Source organism: Streptomyces sp. NPDC002870 (genome assembly GCF_042888505.1).
Taxonomy (GTDB): Bacteria; Actinomycetota; Actinomycetes; order Streptomycetales; family Streptomycetaceae; genus Streptomyces.
Genome location: NZ_JBIAPW010000009.1, coordinates 49,483 through 71,237, shown reverse-complemented (window position 1 = coordinate 71,237; position 21,755 = coordinate 49,483). Strand labels below are relative to the sequence as shown.

The 21,755-nt window shown below is 70.2% G+C and carries 18 protein-coding genes and 1 pseudogene; 4 read left to right on the top strand and 15 right to left on the bottom strand.

Annotated features, from left to right (window positions below):
• Positions 1–62: 62 nt before the first annotated feature.
• Complete coding sequence (gene ggt, locus ACFYWY_RS13780) at positions 63–1,886, bottom strand: gamma-glutamyltransferase (RefSeq protein ID WP_389184645.1); 1,824 nt, start codon at positions 1,884–1,886, stop codon at positions 63–65.
• A 102-nt stretch (positions 1,887–1,988) separates the two neighbouring features.
• Between ggt and ACFYWY_RS13775 the strand changes: the two genes are divergently transcribed.
• On the top strand, positions 1,989–2,732 hold the full coding sequence (locus tag ACFYWY_RS13775; protein WP_389184642.1) for a hypothetical protein: 744 nt from the start codon (positions 1,989–1,991) through the stop codon (positions 2,730–2,732).
• A gap of 13 nt (positions 2,733–2,745) precedes the next feature.
• On the opposite strand, the gene ACFYWY_RS13770 is transcribed toward ACFYWY_RS13775, so the two are convergent.
• Together ACFYWY_RS13770 and ACFYWY_RS13765 are read right to left on the bottom strand one after the other, a co-directional pair.
• Complete coding sequence (locus tag ACFYWY_RS13770) at positions 2,746–4,011, bottom strand: cytochrome P450 (RefSeq protein ID WP_389184640.1); 1,266 nt, start codon at positions 4,009–4,011, stop codon at positions 2,746–2,748.
• A gap of 218 nt (positions 4,012–4,229) precedes the next feature.
• On the bottom strand, positions 4,230–4,817 hold the full coding sequence (locus tag ACFYWY_RS13765; protein ID WP_389184636.1) for a hypothetical protein: 588 nt from the start codon (positions 4,815–4,817) through the stop codon (positions 4,230–4,232).
• Positions 4,818–5,100: 283 nt separating this feature from the next.
• On the opposite strand from ACFYWY_RS13765, the gene ACFYWY_RS13760 reads away from it, so the two are divergent.
• Positions 5,101–6,702: a CocE/NonD family hydrolase gene (locus ACFYWY_RS13760; protein WP_389184633.1), complete on the top strand. Its 1,602-nt coding sequence runs from the start codon at positions 5,101–5,103 to the stop codon at positions 6,700–6,702.
• A 47-nt stretch (positions 6,703–6,749) separates the two neighbouring features.
• Here ACFYWY_RS13760 and ACFYWY_RS13755 read toward each other — a convergent pair.
• The 7 genes and pseudogenes from ACFYWY_RS13755 to ACFYWY_RS13725 form a co-directional block, all read right to left on the bottom strand.
• Positions 6,750–6,894: pseudogene (locus ACFYWY_RS13755) on the bottom strand (amino acid ABC transporter permease); the annotation flags it as partial.
• A 92-nt stretch (positions 6,895–6,986) separates the two neighbouring features.
• Positions 6,987–7,730, bottom strand: a complete 744-nt coding sequence (locus tag ACFYWY_RS13750) for an amino acid ABC transporter ATP-binding protein (protein ID WP_389184630.1) — start codon at positions 7,728–7,730, stop codon at positions 6,987–6,989.
• A gap of 120 nt (positions 7,731–7,850) precedes the next feature.
• A complete protein-coding gene (locus tag ACFYWY_RS13745) occupies positions 7,851–8,297 on the bottom strand; it encodes a DUF6278 family protein (RefSeq protein WP_389184627.1) in 447 nt (148 codons plus the stop codon).
• Between the two features lie 58 nt (positions 8,298–8,355).
• Positions 8,356–9,135 carry an exodeoxyribonuclease III gene (locus ACFYWY_RS13740; RefSeq protein WP_389184624.1) on the bottom strand — a complete coding sequence of 260 codons (780 nt, stop codon included), beginning with the start codon at positions 9,133–9,135 and terminating at the stop codon, positions 8,356–8,358.
• Between the two features lie 45 nt (positions 9,136–9,180).
• On the bottom strand, positions 9,181–9,813 hold the full coding sequence (locus tag ACFYWY_RS13735) for an MBL fold metallo-hydrolase (protein WP_389184621.1): 633 nt from the start codon (positions 9,811–9,813) through the stop codon (positions 9,181–9,183).
• A 12-nt stretch (positions 9,814–9,825) separates the two neighbouring features.
• The gene (gene pcaC, locus ACFYWY_RS13730) at positions 9,826–11,106 is read right to left on the bottom strand and encodes a 4-carboxymuconolactone decarboxylase (RefSeq protein WP_389184618.1); all 1,281 of its coding nucleotides are present in this window, start codon (positions 11,104–11,106) and stop codon (positions 9,826–9,828) included.
• A gap of 29 nt (positions 11,107–11,135) precedes the next feature.
• Complete coding sequence (locus ACFYWY_RS13725) at positions 11,136–11,405, bottom strand: hypothetical protein (RefSeq protein ID WP_389184615.1); 270 nt, start codon at positions 11,403–11,405, stop codon at positions 11,136–11,138.
• A gap of 122 nt (positions 11,406–11,527) precedes the next feature.
• Here ACFYWY_RS13725 and ACFYWY_RS13720 point away from each other — a divergent pair, with 122 nt between their 5' ends.
• On the top strand, positions 11,528–11,890 hold the full coding sequence (locus ACFYWY_RS13720) for a CATRA system-associated protein (RefSeq protein ID WP_389184612.1): 363 nt from the start codon (positions 11,528–11,530) through the stop codon (positions 11,888–11,890).
• Complete coding sequence (locus ACFYWY_RS13715) at positions 11,877–13,436, top strand: CATRA conflict system CASPASE/TPR repeat-associated protein (RefSeq protein WP_389184609.1); 1,560 nt, start codon at positions 11,877–11,879, stop codon at positions 13,434–13,436. The genes ACFYWY_RS13720 and ACFYWY_RS13715 overlap by 14 nt, the downstream gene beginning before the upstream one ends.
• A gap of 33 nt (positions 13,437–13,469) precedes the next feature.
• On the opposite strand, the gene ACFYWY_RS13710 is transcribed toward ACFYWY_RS13715, so the two are convergent.
• Genes ACFYWY_RS13710 through ACFYWY_RS13690 form a run of 5 tightly spaced genes read right to left on the bottom strand, consistent with a single transcriptional unit; the run spans position 13,470 to position 21,550 of the window.
• Positions 13,470–16,472, bottom strand: a complete 3,003-nt coding sequence (locus ACFYWY_RS13710) for a CHAT domain-containing protein (protein WP_389184606.1) — start codon at positions 16,470–16,472, stop codon at positions 13,470–13,472.
• A gap of 56 nt (positions 16,473–16,528) precedes the next feature.
• The gene (locus tag ACFYWY_RS13705) at positions 16,529–17,260 is read right to left on the bottom strand and encodes a hypothetical protein (RefSeq protein WP_389184603.1); all 732 of its coding nucleotides are present in this window, start codon (positions 17,258–17,260) and stop codon (positions 16,529–16,531) included.
• Positions 17,239–18,126, bottom strand: coding sequence for a hypothetical protein (locus ACFYWY_RS13700; RefSeq protein WP_389184600.1), 888 nt, complete (start codon positions 18,124–18,126; stop codon positions 17,239–17,241). Before ACFYWY_RS13700 ends, ACFYWY_RS13705 begins: the two co-directional genes overlap by 22 nt.
• Positions 18,123–19,277, bottom strand: a complete 1,155-nt coding sequence (locus ACFYWY_RS13695) for a hypothetical protein (protein WP_389184597.1) — start codon at positions 19,275–19,277, stop codon at positions 18,123–18,125. The genes ACFYWY_RS13700 and ACFYWY_RS13695 overlap by 4 nt, the downstream gene beginning before the upstream one ends.
• Positions 19,274–21,550 (bottom strand): hypothetical protein, encoded by a 2,277-nt coding sequence (locus ACFYWY_RS13690; protein WP_389184595.1) that lies wholly within the window; start codon positions 21,548–21,550, stop codon positions 19,274–19,276. Before ACFYWY_RS13690 ends, ACFYWY_RS13695 begins: the two co-directional genes overlap by 4 nt.
• Positions 21,551–21,755: the final 205 nt, after the last annotated feature.

The window sequence follows — 21,755 nt, the reverse complement described above, 5'->3', positions numbered from 1 at the left end:
CGGCCGCCGCGGCTCACCCGCGTTTCGGCTGGGTCCGGGCCGCGCGGCGTCAGCCGCTCCTGTCATCGAGCCCCGGAAATTGCGGCACCACTCGGGTGGACGACCATCGCGGATCCGCCGCCCCTGCGAGCCTTCTCGGCCGCCGCGAGCCACCGCCCGTCGGGAAGCCGCTGGACGCCCGTCGCCGCGCCGATCTCCGGGTTCTGCCGGAAGGCATGGCCGATGGCCTCGAGCTCGGCGCGCAGCGGGCTGTTCCACAGCTCCGGTTCGAGCTCTGTCGTCGCCTGGTTGCGCTGGCTGGCGCGCGGCGCGGCGATCGCCTCGACCAGCGGCAGGCCCCGGTCCAGGTGGCCCGTCAGAGTCTGCAGCACCGTCGTGATGATGGTCGCGCCGCCCGGGGAGCCGAGGGCGAGCACCGGACGGCCATGGTCGAGCACGATCGTCGGGGACATGGACGAGCGCGGACGCTTGCCGGGGCCGGGCAGATTCGGGTCGTGGACCGCGGGGTTCGCCGGGGCGAACGAGAAATCGGTCAGCTCGTTGTTGAGCAGGAAGCCGCGCCCCGGCACGGTGATCCCGCTGCCGCCGGTGGACTCGATCGTCAGGGTGTACGCGACGACGTTGCCCCACTTGTCGGCGGCCGTCAGATGGGTGGTGTTCTCGCCCTCGTACGTGGTGGGCGCGGCCGGGCCCGAAGTCCCGCACGCCGCGGGCCTGCGCGGGTCGCCCGGAGCCAGCGGACTGGTGAGCACCGCGTCGTCCTTGATCAGGCAGCCGCGCGAGTCCGCGAACCGCTGGGAGAGCAGTTCCTTGACCGGCACGTCCTCGAAGGCCGGGTCACCGACCCACCGCCCCCGGTCCGCGAACGAGATCCGGCTCGCCTCGATGAAGCGGTGCAGATATTGCGCCTGCGTGGCCTTCGAGAGGTCGGTCCGCTCCAGGATGTTGAGCGCCTCGCCTACGGTCGTGCCGCCGGACGAGGACGGCGCCATGCCGTACACGTCGAGCCCGCGGTAGGTGAGCTTGGTGGGCGCGCGCCGCTCCGTCTCGTACGACCGCAGGTCCTGCACCGTCAGATCGCCGGGGCGCACGATCCGCGTCGCGTCGTCCCGCACCGGTGGCTTGCGTACCGTGTCGACGATGTCCTCGGCCAGCTCGCCGCGGTACAGCGCGCCGGCCCCCTTGCGTCCCAGCTCCTTGTACGTGCGCGCCAGGTCGGGGTTCTTGAAGACCGAGCCGACCACCGGCAGCTGCCCGCCCGGCAGAAAGAGCTCCGCCGTGTCGGGGAAGTCTGCGAAGCGCGCCTGGTTCGCCTGGGTCTGCGAGCGGAAGGTGGCGTCGACCGTGAAGCCGTCCTTCGCCAGCCGCTCGGCCGGCTGCAGCAGCTGCCGCAGCGACCTGGTGCCCCAGTCGTCCAGTGCCGTCTCCCAGGTCGCGGGGGTGCCCGGGGTGCCGACGCCCAGACCGCTCGTCATGCCCTCCTCGAAGGGTATGGGCTTGCCGCTCTCGAGGAAGAGGGAGGAGTCGGCGGCGCGGGGCGCGGTCTCGCGGCCGTCGACGGTGTGGACCTTGCGAGACTTCGCGTCGTAGTAGACGAAGAAGCCGCCGCCGCCGATGCCCGCCGAATACGGCTCGGTGACGCCGAGGGCCGCCGCCGTCGCCACCGCCGCGTCCACGGCGTTGCCGCCGCGCCGCAGCACGTCGATCCCGACGGCCGACGCGTCCGCGTCGACACTCGCCACCGCGCCGCCGTACCCGGCCGCCACGGGCGTCTTCGCGGGAGTCCTGACCGGCGGGGAATCCGCCGACGGCGCAGCCGCGCCGATCGAGATCACGGCCGCCGAAGCGGCAAGAACCGACACATACCGTGCGGTAGAGCGACGCATGCGTACCTCCAGTCAACGTACGTCCGCGCAGCGTAACTTCACCACGTCCCCGTCAGGACCGCCTAGAACAATGTTCCAGCAACCCCGCTAACATGCGCGCCCATGACTGACGACGTACGCAACCTTGTGCTCGGCGTGCTGGCCGCCGGCATCAGCGCAGCGCTCGGCTGGCTCGCCCGCACGTACCTGTGGAAGCGCAGACTCCGCCGCAAGCAGGCTTTCTTCGGGCTGCCGGGAAACTCCGAATCGCTGCTTGTTGTCAACCGCGAGGCCGGCCGGGACGGCTCCGTGCACCGCTTCGACGTCTTCGCGCTGATCGAGCTCTCCGCGCTGATCAAGGACTGCGGGGCGAACGCCCAGATCATCTGGCACGACATAGCCCAGCAGGGCTTCGGCGAGCGCACGGAATTCTGTGTGGGCGGCCCGTTCTCCAATCGCCGGATGGCCGCGCATCTGCACTCACTGCTCCCCGGCGTGAAGGTCAACACGGACCCGGAGCCGGGCCCCGACCAGGGTGCCTTCCAGATCGGTTCTGAGCGCTACCGCATGGAGCCGGGCGTCGCCGAGTACGTCATGCTGGCGCGGCTCACGGCGGGGCAGGACGCCCGGCCCGTCTTCCTCTTCTGCGGACAGCGCGCCATCACCAACCAGGCGGCCACCCGCTATCTGGCCCGCAACCACGAGAAGCTCGCACGCAAGCACGGCGCCGACTCCTTCTGCCTGCTGCTCAAGGTCGTCAACTCCTCCGCGTACGGCCCCGATGTGGTCGAGCTGGTCGCCGATGTGACCCGGACGGCGCAGGCCCCGGCGCCCGCCGCGCGCAACTCCCACCGCGCCGCGAGCTGACCCGCCCGGCCGGTCAGGCCGCCGTCAGCGGCAGTGACTTGATGCCGTTGATGAAGTTGGACACCAGCCGCCTGGGCGGGCCGGCGGTCACCAGCGGCGGCAGCACATCCAGCGCCTCCTCGTGCAGCACGCGCAGCTGGAGTCTGGCGAAGTGTGCGCCGAGGCAGACATGCGGCCCGTCCCCGAAGGAGACATGCGGATTCGGGGAACGGCCGAGGTCGAGCCCGTACGGCGCGTCGAAGACCCGCTCGTCGTAGTTGGCGGAAGCGTGGAAGACGACGACCTTGTCGCCCGCACGGATCCGCTGCCCGGCGAGAGCGGTGTCGCGGGTGGCGGTGCGGCGGAAGCTGAGAACCGGCGGGTGGCGGCGCAGCAGCTCGTCGACGGCCAGGTCCAGGCCGGCCTCGCCCGCCCGCAGCCTGCGCTGTTCGTCCGGGTGCTCCGCCAGCGTCAGAAAGCCGCCGGGGGCGGCGCTGCGTACGGTGTCGTTGCCCGCGACCGTCAGCAGAAAGAAGAACATCTCCAGTTCGGCGGCGGAGAGTTCCGACTGCGCGAGTGAGGTCATGACGTCGTCGGCGGGGCTGCGCCGTTTGTACGCGGCGAGCTCCCGGGCGTAGGTGAACATCTCGCGGAGCATGGCGGGCGAGCGTGGGTTGACGGGCCGCCCGTCCGGTCCGAGCACCGGCGGCTCGTCGGGGTCCTGGTAGGCGATGACGCGTTCGGTCCACTTCAGCAGCAGGCCGCGGTCGCTCTCCGGGACGCCGAGCAGATCGGCGAGGTTGAGCAGGGCGTAGTCGTCGGTGACGGCGGTGACGAGGTCGATGACAGGCCCCGTGTCCCGTGCGGCGGTGAGCAGTTGGCGGGCCCGGGTCCGGGCGGCCGCGGTGAAGCGGTCGATCCGGCCCGGGGTGAAGGCGCGGCTCACCAGCCGCCGCAGCCGCCCGTGGTCCGACGGGGCCTCCCCCGCGAAGCGCGGGGAAGGGTCCTGGTTGAGCATCATCCGCCGGATGAAGGGCAGGTCGGCCGGGTCCGGGTCGCGGATCTGGGTGGCCCCGAGGTGAGAGGAGTACGTTCCCGAGTCCTTCAGGACCCGTACGACGTCGGCGTGCCGGGTGACCGCCCAGAAGCCGGGCCCGGCGGGCCAGCCCAGGACTTCGTACTCCTGCTGCCAGGCCACCGGGCGGCGGTCCCGCAGCTCGCGGAACGCGTCGTGCGGCAGCCCGGCGGCGTAGATCCGCGGATCGAACACATCGGGCACGGTCTGGTCGGGCCTCGTCATACAGGCATTGTCAGCCGTATGCGGGCGTTGTCAGCCGTGGGCGCCCGCGGGCGGAGGAAGTCCTCGAGGGTACGGATGAGCTGGAGCGGAGTCTCGGCCATCGCATGGCGTCCGGCGCACGCCCGCTCCACCACCTCGCCGCGCGTACGGCAGCGCAGCCAGGTCCGGCACATGAAGACTGCCCTTTCGGACAAGCCCGAAAGGGGGCCTGCGGGAGGCTACTGGCGCGTTTCGTCCATGACCGTGAGCCCTACCGGCGCGTACTGCCTGACGGCGTCCAGCAGTTCGGCCGGATCCAGATCGAAGATCTGTGTCTCGAAACAGAGCCCGTGGCCGTCTGCGGCCCGGTCCTGGTCGGGGGCGAGTCTCCGGTACGCGGCCCGCACCCGGCAGGTGCGGGGCAGCCGCCGCACGGTGGCGTCGCAGTCGACCACGACATACCGCCCCGACGCTCCTCCGTAGCTCTCCGCGCGCGGGACGTGCTCCCGCACGCCCGAGACCGCGGACCAGGGCACGGTCCTGGCCGGCCAGGTGGGCAGCCGCACGGTCAGCCCGTCCGCGTCGACGCGCACCCGCAGCGGACGCACCAGATGGCCGGCGCTGCTCACGGCGATGACGGCGACCGGCACGCCGACGACCGACAGGGCGATTGCGCCCGCGGTGCCGTTGGGTCCTTCGACGATGCTCGCGACGGCGACGCCCCAGCCGACGAGCAGCACGAGCGCGGCGACGGGCACCCACTCGACCTGCCGTCTCAGCCGGAGGGTCAGCACCGCCGACGGTGCCCCGCCCGTTGAATTCGCCACACCCAGAGCTTGGAACGTCCACCGCGGGAACGCCAGAGGTCTGCTGAATTCCGGTCAGCCGTTCGCCCGGGCAGCGCTCGGGCGCCGGTCCGGTCCATCTCGGCAGCCACCGGCTGGAGTTGGTGCGGGACGGCCCGGAAAGGCGCTGCACCGAGCCGCCCGACCCGCTCACTGACACCGAGTCCAATAATCGTTACCCTCGCGTAACTTACCGAGGAGTTACCCCAAGTAAGCCCTCAAGGTTACCGTCGGGTCACTTTGTAATGACACGTGAGGAGTGACCGTGGGCCAGCACCGCAATGCCCTGCGCACGACCGCGATCGGCACGGTCTCGGCCGCGCTTCTCGCCGGACCCGCCGTCGGGGCGGCACCCGCCATGCCGTCGGCGCAGCCCCAGGCCCGGGCGCAGGCCCAATCCGCCGCCACGGACGTACGGTTCGTCGACATCGAGGGCGACGGCGGAACCGTGCTCAAGGCCAATGTGGTCACCCCCTCAGGCTCGGACGGCACGCGGAAGTACCCCGTGATCGTGCTGCCCACGAGCTGGGGCCTGCCCCAGATCGAATACATCGCCCAAGCGAAGAGGCTCGCCGACTCCGGCTATGTGGTGGTGAGTTACAACACCCGCGGCTTCTGGCAGTCGGGCGGCTACATCGAGGTGGGAGGACCGCCCGACATCGCCGACGCGTCCAAGGTGATCGACTGGGCGCTGGCGAACACCCCCGCCGACCCCGGCAAGGTCGGCATGGCCGGAGTCTCGTACGGCGCGGGCATCTGTCTGCTGGCCGCCGCCCACGACAGACGGATCAAGGCGGTCGCGGCGCTCAGCGGCTGGGCCGACCTCGGCGAGTCCATCTACAGCGGCCGCACCCAGCATGTGCAGGCCACGGCGATGCTCGCCGGGGCGGGGTATCTCACCGGCCGGCCGAGCGCGGAGTTCCAGCAGATCACGGCGGACTTCTTCTCCTCCAATCTCGCCAAGGAGCAGGAGTTGATCGCCTGGGGGAACAAGCGGTCCCCCAGCACCTATCTGGACCGGATCAACGCCAACGGCGCCGCGATCATGCTCGGCAACGCCTGGGGCGACACGATCTTCCCGCCCAACCAGTACGCGGACTTCTACGAGAAGCTCACCGGCCCCAAGCGCCTGGAGTTCCGCCCCGGCGACCATGCCACGGCCGAGGGCACGGGTCTGCTCGGTCTGCCCAACGACACCTGGACCAGCGCCCATCGCTGGCTCGACCACCACCTGAGGGGCGTCGACAACGGCGTCGACCGCGAGCAGCCGGTCCGCATCAAGTCCCGTTCCACCGACGCCTATGAGAACTATCCCGACTGGAAGTCGGTGGCCGCGACGGAGCGCAAGATCGACCTCGGCGGCAGCAAGAGGATTTTCGCCAATATCGACTCCGGCGCCAACGGCGGGGTCATCTTCCTCTCCAGCATCCTGGACCAGATCGCCAAGCTGCCGCCCATGGCGTCGATCCCGCTGCTGCCGCGCCTCTTCGCCGCCGTCTGGCAGTCCGAGCGCTACGCCTCCGAGCAGCACATCCGCGGCACCGCCAGGCTGCACACCACGGTAACCAGCACCAAGGAGAGCGGCACCCTCGTCGCATATCTCTACGACGTGGGCCCGCTCGGCCTCGGCAAGCTGGTCAGCAATGCGCCGTACACCTTCCACGGCAAGACGCCCGGAAAGCCGTTCGCCGTCGACCTGGAGCTGTTCTCCACCGCCTACGACGTTCCGGCCGGTCACCGTCTCGCCCTGGTCGTCGACACCGTCGACCCGCTCTACATCGAGCACAACCCGTCCGGCGCGCAGCTGACCTTCTCCTCGTCCGCAGCCGACCCGTCCTATCTGTCGGTCCCGCTGCGCGAGAAGTGATCACCGGCTGCTGCCGGGCGGGCACTGCCCCTGAGCCACTGCTCCCCCTACGACCTGGGGGCCGTGGGTCGACCCCCGCCCGGCAGCAGCGTTCCTGGTTCGGCCGGGGCGACGTCCACGGCCTCTTGTCGGGCGGAGCCCGATATAGATCGGCGAGATCACCATCACCACTGGGATGAACGACAAATCGTAGTGGCTGAGCCGTCCCGTGGCGAGAATCCCCCCGAGAGGGAGCGAGTTGTGCGTCCGGTACGTCTCGTACGCATCATGAACCCTGCCCCCCGTCAGTGCTTGAGGATCTTGGAAAGGAAGTCCTTGGCGCGGTCGCTCTCGGGATTGGTGAAGAAGCCCTCCGGGGTACGGTCCTCGATGATGCGGCCGTCCGACATGAAGACGACGCGGTTGGCGGCGGAACGGGCGAAGCCCATCTCGTGGGTGACGACGACCATGGTCATGCCGTCGCGTGCGAGCTGCTGCATCACCTCCAGCACTTCGTTGATCATTTCCGGGTCGAGGGCCGAGGTGGGCTCGTCGAAGAGCATGACTTTGGGGTCCATGGCGAGCGCACGGGCGATGGCCACGCGCTGCTGCTGACCGCCGCTGAGCTGGGCCGGATACTTCTCGGCCTGGTCGGCGAGGCCGACGCGTTCGAGTAGCCGGCGCGAGCGCTCCTCCGCCTCTTCCTTCTTGCGCCCGCGGACTTTGATCTGTCCGAGCGAGACATTGGCCAGGACGGTCTTGTGCGCGAAGAGATTGAAGGACTGGAAGACCATGCCGACGTCGGCACGGAGCCTGGCGAGCGCCTTGCCCTCTTCGGGGAGCGGCACGCCGTCGATGGCGATGGAGCCCGATTCGATCGTCTCCAGGCGGTTGATCGCCCGGCAGAGCGTGGACTTCCCTGAGCCCGACGGGCCGATGACCACCACCACTTCTCCGCGGCCGACCGTGAGGTCGATGTGTTGGAGGACGTGCAACTGTCCGAAGTGCTTGTTGACGTCACGCAGCTCGATCAACGGATCGACGGCCATACGCTGCCCTACCCACTCTCAGCTGTGTCGGCGTCTGCGCAAACTATCCAGCCGGACAAGGGACTTCACACCCGACACGCATAAATAGGGCATAAGCCGTATTAATGGCAATTTAGCAGGTCAGGCCTCGGCTGCTTCCGCATAGACCTGGGACAGCTCAGGTGCTCCATTGACCGCCCACTCGAGGCCGGCCTCCACCACACTGATCTCGCGGCCGGAGGCCAGCCGCACCACGGGATGGCCACCCGGCCAGACGTGCCAGGCCGCGCCGCGCACCGTACGGACGATCACGGTGCCGAGGTAGAGGCCCGCGTCATTGCCCAGCCAGGGCAGCTCCTCCGGGTCGTCGCGCCAGCGCGGCGGCAGCTGGTCGAGGGCGGCCAACGAGGCCGGGGAGTCGTCCAGTTCGAGCCCCGCCTGCCCCGCTCGGACACGCAGCAGCTCACACTCGGAGAGCAGCTCGGCGACGGCCGCCGCGCGCTCCGGGTCGTACTCGGCGGAGAGATCGTCCTCCTCCTGCTCAGCGCCGTGCCGCTTGAGCCAGTTATCCAAGAAAGGGATGTTCATACCGCTCAGCCTCGCATCCCCGCAGCCGCACGCACCACAGGGCGCGCGTCAACGAACGTCACATGTCCAGATCGACAACAACGGGGGCGTGGTCCGAGGCGCCCTTGCCCTTGCGCTCCTCACGGTCGACATAGCTGTCCTTGACCGCCTTGGCGAAGGGTTCGTTGCCATAGACCAGGTCGATGCGCATGCCGCGGTTCTTCGGGAAGCACAGCTGGCGGTAGTCCCAGTAGGTGAACGGGTGCTCGTACTTCAGGGGGCGCGGCACCACGTCGGCGAGCCCGGCCTTGCGCAGGGCCTCCAGCGCCGCCCGCTCGGGCGGGGTGACATGGGTCAGCCCCTCGAAGAACGACGGGTCCCACACATCGTCGTCGGTGGGCGCGATGTTGAAGTCGCCGAGGAGCGCGAAGGGGCGGCTGCCGGACGCGTCCTCGGCCACCGCGACCTGCAGCGCCTGAAGCCAGCGCAGCTTGTAGGCGTAGTGCTCATGGGCGACCTCGCGGCCGTTGGGCACATAGACCGACCAGACGCGGACCGGACCGCAGGTCGCCGTGATCGCCCGCGGCTCCTGCAGCCCCTCGTAGTCCGGACCGCCGGGCAGGCCCTTCACGACGTCGTCAAGACCGACCCGGGAGACCAGCGCCACGCCGTTCCACCTGCCGGAGGCGTGGACCGCGGATGCGTATCCGAGCTCGCGCAGCTCGTCGGCGGGGAACTGCTCCTCGGTGCACTTCGTCTCCTGGATGCACAGCACGTCCGTGCCGGTGCTCTCCAGCCAGGCCAGCAGCCGGGGCAGCCGAGCGGTGATCGAGTTGACGTTCCAGGTAGCGATGCGCATGTGCGACAGCCTAGCCGTGGGGTCTGACAGTCGGGCGGGCGGCAGTCACAGGTCCGCCGTCTCGCCCGGGGCCAGCCGACCGTGCTCGGCGCCGCCGAGCGAGCCGATCTGGCTGTCGTAGATCGGCCGCGCGAGATCGGTGAGCAGGGCGTCGTGGATGTCGAAGGCGCGCCGCGGCTTGACCTCGCGTACGTAGTCGATGACCTCGGAGATCTTGTTCCACGGGGCGTGCACGGGGAGCAGCAGCGTCTCGACCGGGTGGCCTGGGACGGTGAGGGCGTCGCCGGGGTGGAAGACCGAACCGTCCACCAGATAGCCGACGTTGGTGATCCGCGGGATGTCCGGGTGGATCACCGCGTGCAGCTCGCCGTGGACCTGGACGTCGAAACCGGCCGCGGTGAAGGAGTCGCCGTGGCCGACGGTGTGTACGCGGCCCGGGAAGGCCGCCGAGATCTTCTCGGCGACGCTCCGCAGCGTCCAGATCCTGGCGGCCGGGTTGGCTTCGAGGCCGGCGCGCAGCCGGTCCTCGTTGAAGTGGTCGAGATGCTCGTGCGTGACGAGGATGGCGTCGGCGCCGACGGCGGCGTCCTCCTCGCTGAAGGTGCCGGGATCGATGACGAGCGTCTGCCCGTCCTTTTCCAGGCGGATGCAGGCATGCGTCTTCTTCGTAAGCCTCATGCCCCCATCCTGCTACGGCTCGGGAGTGGTCTCCTCCTGGATGACGGCGTGGGCGACCCTGAAGGCGGAGTTCGCCGCCGGGACGCCGCAGTACACGGCCGTGTGGATCAGGACTTCCTTGATCTCGGCGGGGGTCAGTCCGTTGCGCAGGGCTGCCCGGGTGTGGAAGACCAGCTCGTCCAGATGCCCGCCCGCGACCAGCGCGGTCAGCGTCACCACGCTGCGGGTGCGTCTGTCCAGGCCCTCGCGGGTCCAGACCTCCCCCCAGGCGTAGCGGGTGATCAGCTCCTGGAAGTCGTCGGTGAAGTCGTCGGCGGCGGCCGTCGCCCGGTCCACATGCGCGTCACCGAGGACCTCACGGCGGACCCTCATGCCCGCGACGTACGGATCGGGGCGGCCCGACTGCACCGCTTCGGGCTGCGTGGCCGAGGCGGACGCGATCTCGGCGACGGGTACCACCGGGGCGGAGATCGCGGGCGCGACGGGCGGGGCCACGATGGCGGAGAGGGTGTCGTTCCAGGCGGTGGAGAAGTGGCGTACGAGCAGGTCTGTGACGGCGGCGGGCTGCTCCACCGGCGCGAGGTGCGAGGCGCCGGGCACCAGCGCGAGCCGGGCGTCCGGTATCCCGGCGACCAGGGTGCGGGCCTCCGCGGGCCCGGTGACCTGGTCCTCGGAGCCGACCAGGACGAGGGTGGGGACGCCGACCAGGCCGAGTTCGCCGCGCACGTCGAAGGCTGCGAGCGCCTCGCAGGCGGCGATGTAACAGCCGGGGTCGGTGGTGCGGACCATTTGCACGGCCCACTCGACGATCGCGGGCTGGGCGGCGGCGAAACCGTGCGTGAACCAGCGCTCGGGTGCGCTGCGCGCCATCGGGTCCAGGCCGTTGGTACGGACGATCACGCCGCGCTGGCGGAACTCGTCGGCGGTCCCGAACCGGGGCGAGGCGGCGACCAGCGCGAGGGAGGCCAGCCGGTGGGGATGTCGCAGCGCAAGCTCGACGCCGATCGCGCCGCCGATGGAGCAGCCCGCGTAGCCGAAGCGCTGGACGCCCAGCTCGTCGAGGGTGGCGAGCAGCCGGTCGGCGAGTTCGGCGACGGCGGTGGCGGGGTGGGCGGGGGCCCCGCCGTGGCCCGGCAGGTCGAAGCGGAACACCCGCCACTGGCGGGACAGATCGGTGATCTGCCGGTCCCACATGTGCCATGTGGTACCGAGGGACGGTCCCAAGATCAGGACCGGGGCGTCTTCTGGCCCGTCAAAGCGGTATTGCAGGGTTTCGGTCTTCGTCTCACTCACCTGCTCACGCTCCCACATCTCACAATTTCTCACTGCCGGGGGTCGGGACGCTCGCCAGACCACCCCAGGCTTCCCGCCGGGCGACGGTCTTCCACGTGCGGCTTCACGTACCGCTTCTTGGTCGTCTTGACGTCGGTGTGCCCCGCCCACCGGGCCAGGATGTGATCCGGCACGCCGCTGTTCGCGAGGTACGTCAGGCGCGACGCGCGAGCATCGTACAAGCGGACCCGCCGCAGCACGTTCTCGGCCATGACCTTGTACGCCCACACGCGCAGATGCCGCGGGTTGCGTCGGCGCATACGCCGGTGCGCGGCCGAAGCCGTCGAGATCCTGGCGGATCAGGACCACAGGCCGCGCCTCAGTGCGGCCTCCTTGGACGATCGGCAGTCCGGGCACGGACCTGCCCGCTACCTTGTCGGCCATGGACTTGTCGGAGGGCGATCGGGCACCGGTGAACCTGGCCGAGGAACGGGACGACGCCGTGGGCGCCTTGACCGGGATCGTCGGCCTGGTGCTGCCGCCGTCGGGCTGGGCCCTTGTGGAACGCGCGCTGGAGTCGATGGAAACGGCGCTGCGGGCCGGGGACCCGGGTGCGCTGAGCGAGGCGACCGGGCAATTGGAACTCGTGGGGCCCTCAAGAATTCGTACGCAGCCTGCTGAAGAGGGCGAGTCGGCGTCACAGGACGTAGTGGACCGAGTCAACCGGTTGGTGCACTCACTGCAGAGCGAAGCCCTGGACGGCGACCTCACGGAGGACGAACCAGCCAGTGGTGACCCTCACTGACCAGTCCCTCGTCGTCCATCTGTTCGCAGCCGCGACCGGACCGCGCCGGGGCAGATCGTACCGGCGGCTGCGTGAACTGTGGGCGGCGTGTGGGCTGAGCCTCGGCATGGCACACCCTGTCGCCGCGACCGGGCTGCCCGACACGCTCCCCGAGGAGTTGGGGGACCTGCCCGCCTCCGGAGCGGTGGCGGCGCGGCGCAGCCGTGACGGTCTGTTGCAGGCGGTCCTGCGGCGCCACCACGACCTGCTGTGTTTGTCGGTCGCACTCTCGCCCGCCGCCGGGCAGCAGGGATCGTGGGCCGAATGGGACCGGCGGTGGACGCAGGCCAGCGGGACGGTCCAGGAGTGGGCGGTGGGCGAGGCGCGGCTGTTCGTCGCTTACCGCAGCGGCAGCGACGCCCCGACTAGCACGCGGGACACGGATGAGTCTGTACTGTCCGGGCTGCCGCCCGCCGATCCGCCTTTGCGGCTGGGACCGGGCGTCGCGGTGGCACGCCCGCCGGTCACCGTGTGGGAGGTGGCCGGGGAGTCCGAGACGCGGCACTCGCGTCGCCTCGTGGCCGTGGCGGCGGACCGCGGGGACGAGCCTCGGGAGGCCGAGCGCTGGCTGTGGAGTCAAGGCGGCGGCGCACCTGCGCCGTTCGCCCGTTACCTGGCAGCCGCGGCCGAACTCCGCTACGAGATACGGGTGCACGCGGCCCACGGCAGCAACCCCGGATCCGCCACGGGAACGGTCGTGGACAGTGCCCTCGCTGTGCTGGAGACGCCACCGACCGGCGATGGCCGAGCGGATGACCGGAGCGAGGAACTCGCTCAGTGGCGGAACAGGCTGCTGGCGCTGACCGCGGGCTCCGCGGGGTTGACCCAGCGGATCACCAGGCTGAGCGAGATGCGCACAACCGTGCAGATCAGCGAGGCCAACATGCGTTTCCACCGGGATGCCGCAGGCATTCCCACGAGCGCGCAAGGCCCGTTCGCCGAGGATCTCGCCCTGGCACAGTGGTTCATCCAGCGCCTGACCGACGGCCTCGTCTATCTGGAGGCGGATCGAGAACGCGCCCGTGACGCGTTGTCCGCCCTCACGATCGAGGCCGAGAACGCCCTGCAGCGACGCCGGGAACGGACGCAACAACAGGAGATGGCCCTTCACCGTCGGCAGGGCACGGTCAACTTGCTTCAGGGCGCGTTCCTCAGTGCCGTCCTGATGGTGCTCGCCGCCGTTCAGGCGTTCGCCTACAAGGTTCCCTTTCTCGCGCCGCCCGCGGTCCCCGCCCTCATCGCGCTGCTCGGGGCCCTCGCCCTGCTGCTGGCCACACTGGTGCTTTGGCTGGCGACGCCACCTCAGGAACGGGGGCGGGGCCGACTCGGCTCGCTGTTCGCCGGACTGGTCGGGGCCACGGCGGGCTGGCTGGCGGTCACCGTGACCGCACATGCGGTCTCGGGCCGGGGCTCGTCGGTCCTGCTGACCTGGGCGGTGGCACTGCCCGGCTTCGGCTGCGGATGGTTGTTCATGCGTCGTCGTCTGCGCGCGGACAGCCGGGGGTGACGGTCACGTCATGGGGGCGGAAGGTCCGGTCGGTCAGACGCCCACATGAATATGTGCGCTCCACAGTGCCGGTATGCCGGGCCTCTTCGCGCGCAGCCGGTCGACCGCGTACTGGAGTGCGTACGCGGCCCGGTCCACCGGACCACTCGTGGCCTCTTGTGCGAACGCCTGCCGGTAGAACGCTGCCGCGATGCGCCGCGCGGCTGCGTCCTGGACCGGCCAGAGGGTGCCGACGATGCCGGCGAACCCGGCGAGCAGGAAGGCGGCCGTGATGTGGACGGACTCGTCGCCGAACCGGCCGGTGGTCTCGGTCGTGCTGCATGCCGAGAGATAGGCGAGCTCGGCGTGGGGGAGGTCCAACCGGGAGACCACCGCGACATCGAGCGGAGCGGCCAGGTGGTCGTCGAGCAGCAGCCTGCTGGTGGACGGGTCTCCGGGCTCGCTGACCCCGTGGCAGGCGAAGTGGGCGATTGTGTGCCGGGGCAGTGCGCTCAGTACCGCCTCGCGTGTGGCCTGCCGTCCGCTCAGGATCTCCGCGTCCGGTACGACTCCGGTGATCTCCCCCACCTCCTTGTCGACACCGACCAGTGGCGACTCCCCGGGCGTTTCTGGCATGGCCACGATGAGCACACCCCGAGGGCCGTCCGGTGCCGCCGAAGCGGCTCGCCTCGCGTGACCGAGCGCCCGGACGGTGGGGGTGTACGAGGAGATGACGCGATCCATCACCGTACGGCCGGAGCGCCGCTGCACTTCTTCGCGGCTGTGGTGACCGGCGGCATGCAGCGGCAGGAAGGCGAACGGGCCGGTCGCGACCCACCACAGCCGCGGGCGCCGGTCCAGGGGCCGGGGCCCGGTGTGGCCGAGTGCCGACAGCACCGGCTCCGTGACATGGCCCCAGGCCCAGCGCAGGACGTCGCCGATGTCCTGACGGGCCTCCCGCGCGCTGTGCAGCCCCGTGACGTGTTCCGCGACCGTCCGCTCCGTGACGTCGGGCAACGGAACGGCCCGCACAGGCCGCTCGGGGTCGTCGGTGAGGATCAGTGCGTCGCATCCGTGCACACTCGCGTTGACCAGCACCACCGGTCCGGCGGCCGCTTCGCGGCGCAGCTTGGTGATCGACGGGCGGCCCTGGAAGTCCTCGAACCCCTCAAGTGCGCGGATACGGGCCAGTACGTCGTCCCACTGTTCTTCCAGCCATACGCGCCGCCGATCCGCGCGCTCGGCCTCGCGCAGCCCGGCCGGAGCCCCCGCCGGGAGTCCCTCACCCACGGCGGCGGAGTCCGCAAGGCGGAGCCGCTCTTCCGGCAGGTCCAGCAACACGCGGATGCGCTCGAACTCGCCGGCGAGCGCCGGATGGCGCTCGGCCAGCCGGGCGGTCTCGGAACGGGCCCCCAGCCGCTCCTCGATCAGCACGCCTCGCGCCTGTTCGAGCAGTTCCACCGCCGCTTCGGGTGCTCCGGCCGCCAGGGCCGCACTTGCCGCCTCCGGGCCGAGCCCGGCGGTTTTACCCAGACCCAGTTCGCGGTCCATCCGCTCCAGCCGTTGGGGGGCCACCCGCGGAAGCGACTCGACGGCGATCCGGTAGGCGTCCAGCGCGGCGCCTCGGTCGCCCAGGGCGAGTTCCACCCGGCCCAGCAGGCGGTGCGCGGCCACCTGTTGCCAGGGCAGCACGTACGGCCTCGCCGCGGCCTCCGCCGCGTGGTCCCGGGCCTCGCGCAGCACGTCCGGATCGCCGCGGTGCTGGTGTTCGTGCAGCAGGGCGAGTACCAGTTCGATGAGGTGATCAGCGCGGTAGAGGGCAGTGCCGGTGGTTCCGGCGGCCACGAGCCGCCCGGTCTCCACCAGGTCGTCCAGCAGGTCCGGGGTGGGCTCTTTCTCGTACTCGGCCCGCAGCGCCTTGGCCAGATTGCTCAGGAACACGAACCGCTGGGGGTGGTCGTCCCCGGCGGCGTCGCAGGCCCGTGACGCCTCGGCCCGTGCCTCGCCGAGCGCCTCCGCGTCACCGGTGATCAAGTACCTCATCATCATGGCCATGCTCAGGGCATTGTGGAGGCCAGGAAGCAGCAGGCCGTCCGAAGCCAGGTCAAGTGCCTCGCGAGCCGTCTTGACCGCCTCGTCGAGAATCTTCTCCTCGCCCCTGCGGCCGTGCAGTTCCAGCAGCGTGCCGACCAGGGTGTGGAGCACCGCTGCTCGCAGGACGTGGCCGGGTGGCACGGCACCCGCGGCCGTACGCGAGGCGCGGACCGCCTCCCGCAGATCCGCGGTACGCCCCGTCCGCCCGTAGCGGGTCAGCAACACGGAGGCGAGTGTATTCGCGTGCGCCGCCCGGTTCGGGTCTCCGGGGGGGGTGGCTTCGAGGGCGTGCTGAGCCGCGTCGGCCGCCTCGCGCAGCGTGTCGTCGTCCGCCGTGGCCCGGTGCAGCAACAGACGTGCGTTTGCCAGGGTGTTGAGGGCGGATCCGCGGCCCGCTCCCACCGAGGGCGATCCGGCTGCCTGCTCCGCGCGCTGGGCGGCCTCCCGTGCCGCGGCCACGTCGCCGGTGATCTCATGGCGGGTCAGCATGACGTTGGCCAGGATGAGCAGCGCGACGGCGTGCTGCGGGTGGCCTTCGCCGGTGGCTGCCACGGCCTCTCGTGCGGTGGCCTCCGCCTCGGCGAGGCCGCCCGGTTCCCGGGTACGTTCGTGCTCCAGGCGCAGTGCCACGGCGAGCGTGCACAGACACGGTCCGCGGAAGGGGGCACTCTGGGGATCGGCGACCGCTTCGCGGCTCGCCGCGATCGCCTCCCGCAGGGCATCCGCGTTGCCGGTCAGGACGTACCCAAAGCGCAGCGTGCCGCTGAGCGTGTTCAGCAACGCGGCACGCTGGGGATGTCCCGGAGGGGCCTGCTTCAACGCACGGCGGCTCAGCGCCACGGCCTGTTCCAAGTGGGCCGCCGACCGGCTCTGTTCAGCCCTCGCACGAGCCGCGCGTGCCTGCCGCTCGAGCATCAGCACGCGTGCCTGCCGGACGAGCCACAGCGGCTGAATCAACGACACACCGGTACCTCTTTCTCGGGCTGGGTCGGTCCCGCCGTCATCGCCGTCGTGGGCTGTCAGCGGCCTTCCGTCGCATCAAGCGGGCCGATCGCGTCCCGGACGCGAGCAGCGGCCTCGGCATCCTGGTACGTGTTGAGGACGAAGGCGAGCGCCGAGCCCGATTCCGCCATGCCGGTGCCGGGCTCCAGTCCGGAACACCGGACGCGGTCCGCGCCCTCCACGGCGCAGGAGGCCGCCTCCCGCGCATCGTTCAACAGCAGCAGCAAGCGGGCCTGGTTCCACAACTCCGCGGCGTGCCGCAGCAGGTCCTCCGGACCGTCCCGGCCGACGAGGCCGGCGCAGATCCTCCGGGTCTCTGCCAGGTCCTCCTCGGCACCGACGACGACCCTGGCGAGGTGGCGCAGCAGATCGTTCGAGCGCCAGTTGCTGAACCCTTCCTTCAGCGACTCGGCCGTCCTGGTCAGCGACCCCCAGTGGTCCGTGTCGAAGCCGATGGAGATCTCTTTGCCGCTCTTCTCCAGGATGAGGATCAGCTCGCCCTTCACCACCGGGGGCAGGTAGGAATAGGTCCGCCGTTCCCGCTGCGCGAAGACCCCCTCCACGCTCATCGTCTCGCCCGTCTTGGGCCGGGTCAGTGTGCCCGTCACCATAGGAGGAACAACCAGCAGGTCGCAGCGGTGTTCCTTGGACTTGCCCAAGTGTCCGACCGGGATGTCGAGGGTGAACTCACCCCGCTCGGCCGCGATCGACGTCCGCTCGTCCCCGCTCAGCCTCCGCCCGTCAGCCACCAGATGCCGAGCACTGCCGCCAGCCCCAGCGTGACTGCCGCGATGGCGAGCGTCGTCCTCCGCCGGCCGCGCCTGCCCCGGTGGGCCGCCGGGGCGGGTGCTTTTCCCGCGCTCACCGCCCCCGTGGCGGGCTTCATGCCGGGCGTCTCCGACAGGTTCTGGGTTTCCCGCAGTTCGCTGTCGTGGAGCAGGACGGCCACGTCGTCAGGCAGTGCTTGCGCCGCCCGCCGCGCGCCCGACACGGAGCCGAGGGCGTGAGTCGTGAAAGCGATGCCGGGCCGGGCGTCCTGAAGCAGCCGGCGGGCCCGCGCCCGGAACTCCCTTCGCGCCACCGGGTCCTGCACGCCGCCCACCCAGGAGGTACGCCGGTCCTCGTCCTCTGCCGTGGTCTCGTGCGCCGCCGCGGCCCCCTCGCCGAGCGCGGCGAGCAACCGTTCCTCGACCTCCCGCCAGGCGGCCCCTCTGTTCCCGCTTCCCGCGTCCTCGGCCCTCCTCAGCCAGGCGTCCACGTAGTCCGCCGCGAAGGCCGCGTCCAGGGCCCGGCCCAGCCGCTCCCGCTCCCCGTCCTCCAGCCCGCACCGGACCAGCCAGGCGCCGAGGGCCGGGGCCTCGTGCACGTCGTCCACCACGACGGTGTACCGGATCCGTGTACCGATCACATCGCGCCGCCCTGAGGGGATCCCGCTCAGCAGCAGCCCTGTCGTCTCCCCGTCCCGGCGGCTCACGACGAGTTCCTCCGCCTCCAGGAAGAGCCACTGGCCGATGCTCTCCCACCACCGCCGGGGCGGGGACTCGCCGAGGAAGGCGTAGTCCATCCGCCGCTCAGTGCCCCGCGTCATCACATAGGCGCGCATTCCGCGGTTCACCACTCTTCCACTCGGGGATCGGCCGGGGTCGCGGCGATCCTCCGCAGCGCCCCGGCCAACTGCTCCCGGCGCCGTTCGGCCTCCGTCAGAGTCCGGTGGCTGTCGAGCCGCGTGTTCCTGTTGTCCCGGGCTTCACCGGAGAAATAGAAGTCGACCGCTCCCCAGAAACCCTTGCGCTCGGCCTTGCGTTCCAGTGCCGTGTCGTACGTCGTCCGCGCCTCGGCCGCCCGCTTCTGTTCCGCCCGGTCCTGGCCTGAAATGACACACCGGCACAGTTCCTGCATCACGGTGCCTGCGGCCTTCACCTTGACCTTGGGCGGTATCTCCCGGAACCGGTAGTGGCCCTGGAAATCCAGCAAGGGGTCGCCGTCGTCGTCGACCCTGTTGATCCATTCGCCCTCCATCAGGTCCACACAGCCGTAGGTGTCGATGGGGGCGTAGATCACCCGGACCGTCCGGTTCTTCGATTCCTCTTGGACCACCTCGATCATCGACCGGTACTTCTCCCGCACCACTTGCCTCAGCCGTGCCGCCTCGCGGCCCTTCCCCCCGTTGTCGTCGAAGTACTTCTCGCACTTCAGCGGGGCGAGCACCAGCACGGCCGGTTCCTCGCGGTGCGCGGGAAGATTGCGGGCGCGGGCCCACTTGCGGGCCATCGCCTCGACATCCTCGAAGCCGAGCAGATCGGCCGCGGCCCGGCGCTGGGCCGGAGTGACCGCTTCCATCAGCACGGCCGCCTCCACCGGCACAAGGAGCATCAGGCTCTCCGTGATGTGCGCCTCGCAGTCCGGCCATTTCTCCTTGGCGTCGGGCCTCTTGCTGCGCTCTGCCGGATCCAGCCATGTCCCGGGGTAGTCGAGAATGCTGAAGGGGATTCCCGGCAGGCTGTCGCCCGCGGCCTTGAGGCCCACGTCGTAGACGAACATCGACTGGCTGCCGCCCAGTGACGCCGAGTCGAACTCCCGTGCCTCGATCGCCCGTCGCAGATCCTTGCGGTTCCTGCGGACCCGCATCTCCGTCTCCTCGCCCAGGACGAGGTCGATCTCGGTGCCGGACAGCATGGTCTCGGTCTCGGCGAGGATGGCCGTCAACAGGGTTGTCTTGCCGACCCTGCTCGGACCCACCATCGACGCCTTGAATGACAGCGTCAACGCCCAGTCCTCTCTGCCGCGGTGCGCGGACGCTCATCGGTGATCAAGGGCCGAAGATCCGTGGCCAGCCGGCGTACCCGCCGCAGCCCGTCCGTCGCAGCCTGCGGTCCGGTGCCTTCTCCCGGCCACAGGCGGTCCTGGAAGACGGCCACAAGGCGGCGGAACTCCGCTTCTGAGGAGTCCGCACGCACGAAGGCGTCCTCTAACTGCTCGCCGTAGGCGAACAGCACCTGGGCCGTCGTTCCCGGCTCCTGCGCCAGGACGGCCTGCGCGTCGTACGCGGCCTGCCTGGCCAACTGCGTCACCCGGTTGAACAGTTCGGCGCTGCCTTCCGCCGTTCGCGGTACCGCGAGCAGGGTGGTGGCTGCGTTGCCGCCGCCCGGGTCGTCCTCCTCCGGGAACAGCACATCGAGTGCGCGACGCAGCCGGGGCAGCACCCGCGTGCGGTAGTCCAGCCGGACGTCCAGGGCGAAGTCGAGGGTCTCGGCCAGCGCCGGACACGGATCGGGCGCGTCCCGCAGGACCTCTGCCATGGCGGCGAGCACGTCCTGCGGCCGGGCACTGAGGTCGTCCGTCAGCAGCGCGAGCCGGGGGCCGAGTGCGGCGACCAGACCCGCCCAGTACTCGTCGCGGCGTTGGAGCAGCAGATCATCGACCGCCGAGAACCGGCGGGCCATCTCCACCCGTACCCTGTTCAGCTCGTCGGACGCGAAGGGCAGAGAGGCGCGATCCACCCGGAAACGGCTCAGCGCCCGTTGCTGCCACACCTCGGGCCCCTCGCCGAAGCCACTCAGAACCCACTCGCGAATCTCCTTGTGAACCTCGGCGACCCGGTCGAAGAACTCAGTGTCCTCGTAGTCGTTGTCCGCGCGCCCGCGCAGCGTGTCCACCCATGCCTGCAACGACGCCGCGACCTCCGCACGGAGCGTTTCGGCTCGGGCGATCATCTGTTCCGTCAGCGTGGGTACGGACAGCATGCGGAGCATGGACGACAGCCCGTCCAAGTCTTCCTTGATCCGGTCCCGCCGGTCACGGCAGACCGCGACCGCATCTGCGATGACGACCTCGTCCATCCGAGGCAGCGCTGTCGCGAGGTGTTCCAGAATCGGCTCCAGCACCTGCTCCCGGACGGCGTCCCGATCAGCGCCGTCGGCGAGAATCACCCAGTAGCCACGGCCTCCAGCGGGATCGTTGAGCCGGTCGCGAAGATCGTCGTGGAGCGCCGCGATGTTCTCCGGAAGGCATGCTCCGCTGTTGACCAGGATCAGGGTGAAGTCCCGTGCGTCGGCCACTTCGCAGGCGCTGCCGATCAGTTGCAGCGCGCGGGCGTCCTCCTCGGCCCACATGGCGTTGGTGTCCGTGGGCCGTTTGACGACGATCGCGAAGTCGATGTCATTGCGAAGACCGGCCAAGTGGTGTTCTTCCGCACTCGGGGTCAGCTCGCCGAGGCCCGGCAGATCCACCAGCCCCAGCGCGGTCACGTCCTCGACGGGGAAGGCGCAGGTGATCACTGCGTCCCGGACCGCCAGATACGGCCGCCGCTCCGGCTCCGCGTCGGCCTCCGGATACGCCACCCACTCCCGGATGTCCGTCAGGTCCACGGTGCGAACCTCGCCGGTGAGAAATTCCCGGTAGGAGGCCAGCGCCTGCTGAGCCTCGCGCACCCGGGCCAGCATCGGCCCCAGCCTGGGCTGGTCCATGCCTTTCCCGTCCGGCCCGTCGACCACCCGTGGATAGGGGTAGCCGGCGAATGCCGACAGATCCCGTGGCACCGGTTGGAGACGCAACTCGGCGTGGTAGGGGGCGATCACCTCGTCCATGAAGGACCGCTCCGTGTGCATCGTCAGACGCGCTCCGCGGTCCGTGAGCGAGTGGTAGATCCTGCTGCGGACAGCCGTCACCGGCTGTCCGCGGCCACTGGGTATTTGGCGGTCGTCCAGCCCCGACAGAGATTGCAGCACCGTGCTCTTGCCGTTTCTGGCACGGCCACTCACGCCTATGTTGACCGTCTCCCGGTTCACCCTGCCGCGTACCGTGGCAAGTGCGTCCAGGCACTCCTGTGCTGCCCGGGTCATCCCCGCCAGGTCCAGCGACCCGAGGAGGCCGGTGACCGTGCCGTCGGGTTCCACGGCCCGTATCCCGGCCACCGCATCGCCCAGCTCCGTGATCACCCCCAGAATGCGCCGCCATCGATCGATCTGCTCATCGACGACCGGAAGATGCTCACGCCGTCTGCGCAGTACCGCGTCAAGACGTTCCCCGTTGTCAATCACTGTTCAGCAGCCCCCCTGGCGCCCAATGAATATCCCCCGTACCCGCCAACAGGCGCATTTATCCGCCGCGAACGGTGCTTCTCCCCAGGAGTCCGACGCGGATTGCCAAAGTATCCAAGAAGTCAGCCACGCCGTGGCGTTTCCGGCAGTTCACTGCTCTGCCCTCGATGAGGAGCCGCCACGGGGAGCGATCCATCCACGTCGA

Coding starts and splice junctions, on each gene's coding strand:
- ACFYWY_RS13775 (WP_389184642.1), top strand. CDS start 1,989: ATGACTGACGACGTACGCAACCTTGTGCTCGGCGTGCTGGCCGCCGGC.
- ACFYWY_RS13750 (WP_389184630.1), bottom strand. CDS start 7,730: ATGGCCGTCGATCCGTTGATCGAGCTGCGTGACGTCAACAAGCACTTC.
- ACFYWY_RS13720 (WP_389184612.1), top strand. CDS start 11,528: ATGGACTTGTCGGAGGGCGATCGGGCACCGGTGAACCTGGCCGAGGAA.
- ACFYWY_RS13735 (WP_389184621.1), bottom strand. CDS start 9,813: ATGAGGCTTACGAAGAAGACGCATGCCTGCATCCGCCTGGAAAAGGAC.
- ACFYWY_RS13725 (WP_389184615.1), bottom strand. CDS start 11,405: ATGCGCCGACGCAACCCGCGGCATCTGCGCGTGTGGGCGTACAAGGTC.
- ggt (WP_389184645.1), bottom strand. CDS start 1,886: ATGCGTCGCTCTACCGCACGGTATGTGTCGGTTCTTGCCGCTTCGGCG.
- ACFYWY_RS13745 (WP_389184627.1), bottom strand. CDS start 8,297: ATGAACATCCCTTTCTTGGATAACTGGCTCAAGCGGCACGGCGCTGAG.
- ACFYWY_RS13740 (WP_389184624.1), bottom strand. CDS start 9,135: ATGCGCATCGCTACCTGGAACGTCAACTCGATCACCGCTCGGCTGCCC.
- ACFYWY_RS13770 (WP_389184640.1), bottom strand. CDS start 4,011: ATGACGAGGCCCGACCAGACCGTGCCCGATGTGTTCGATCCGCGGATC.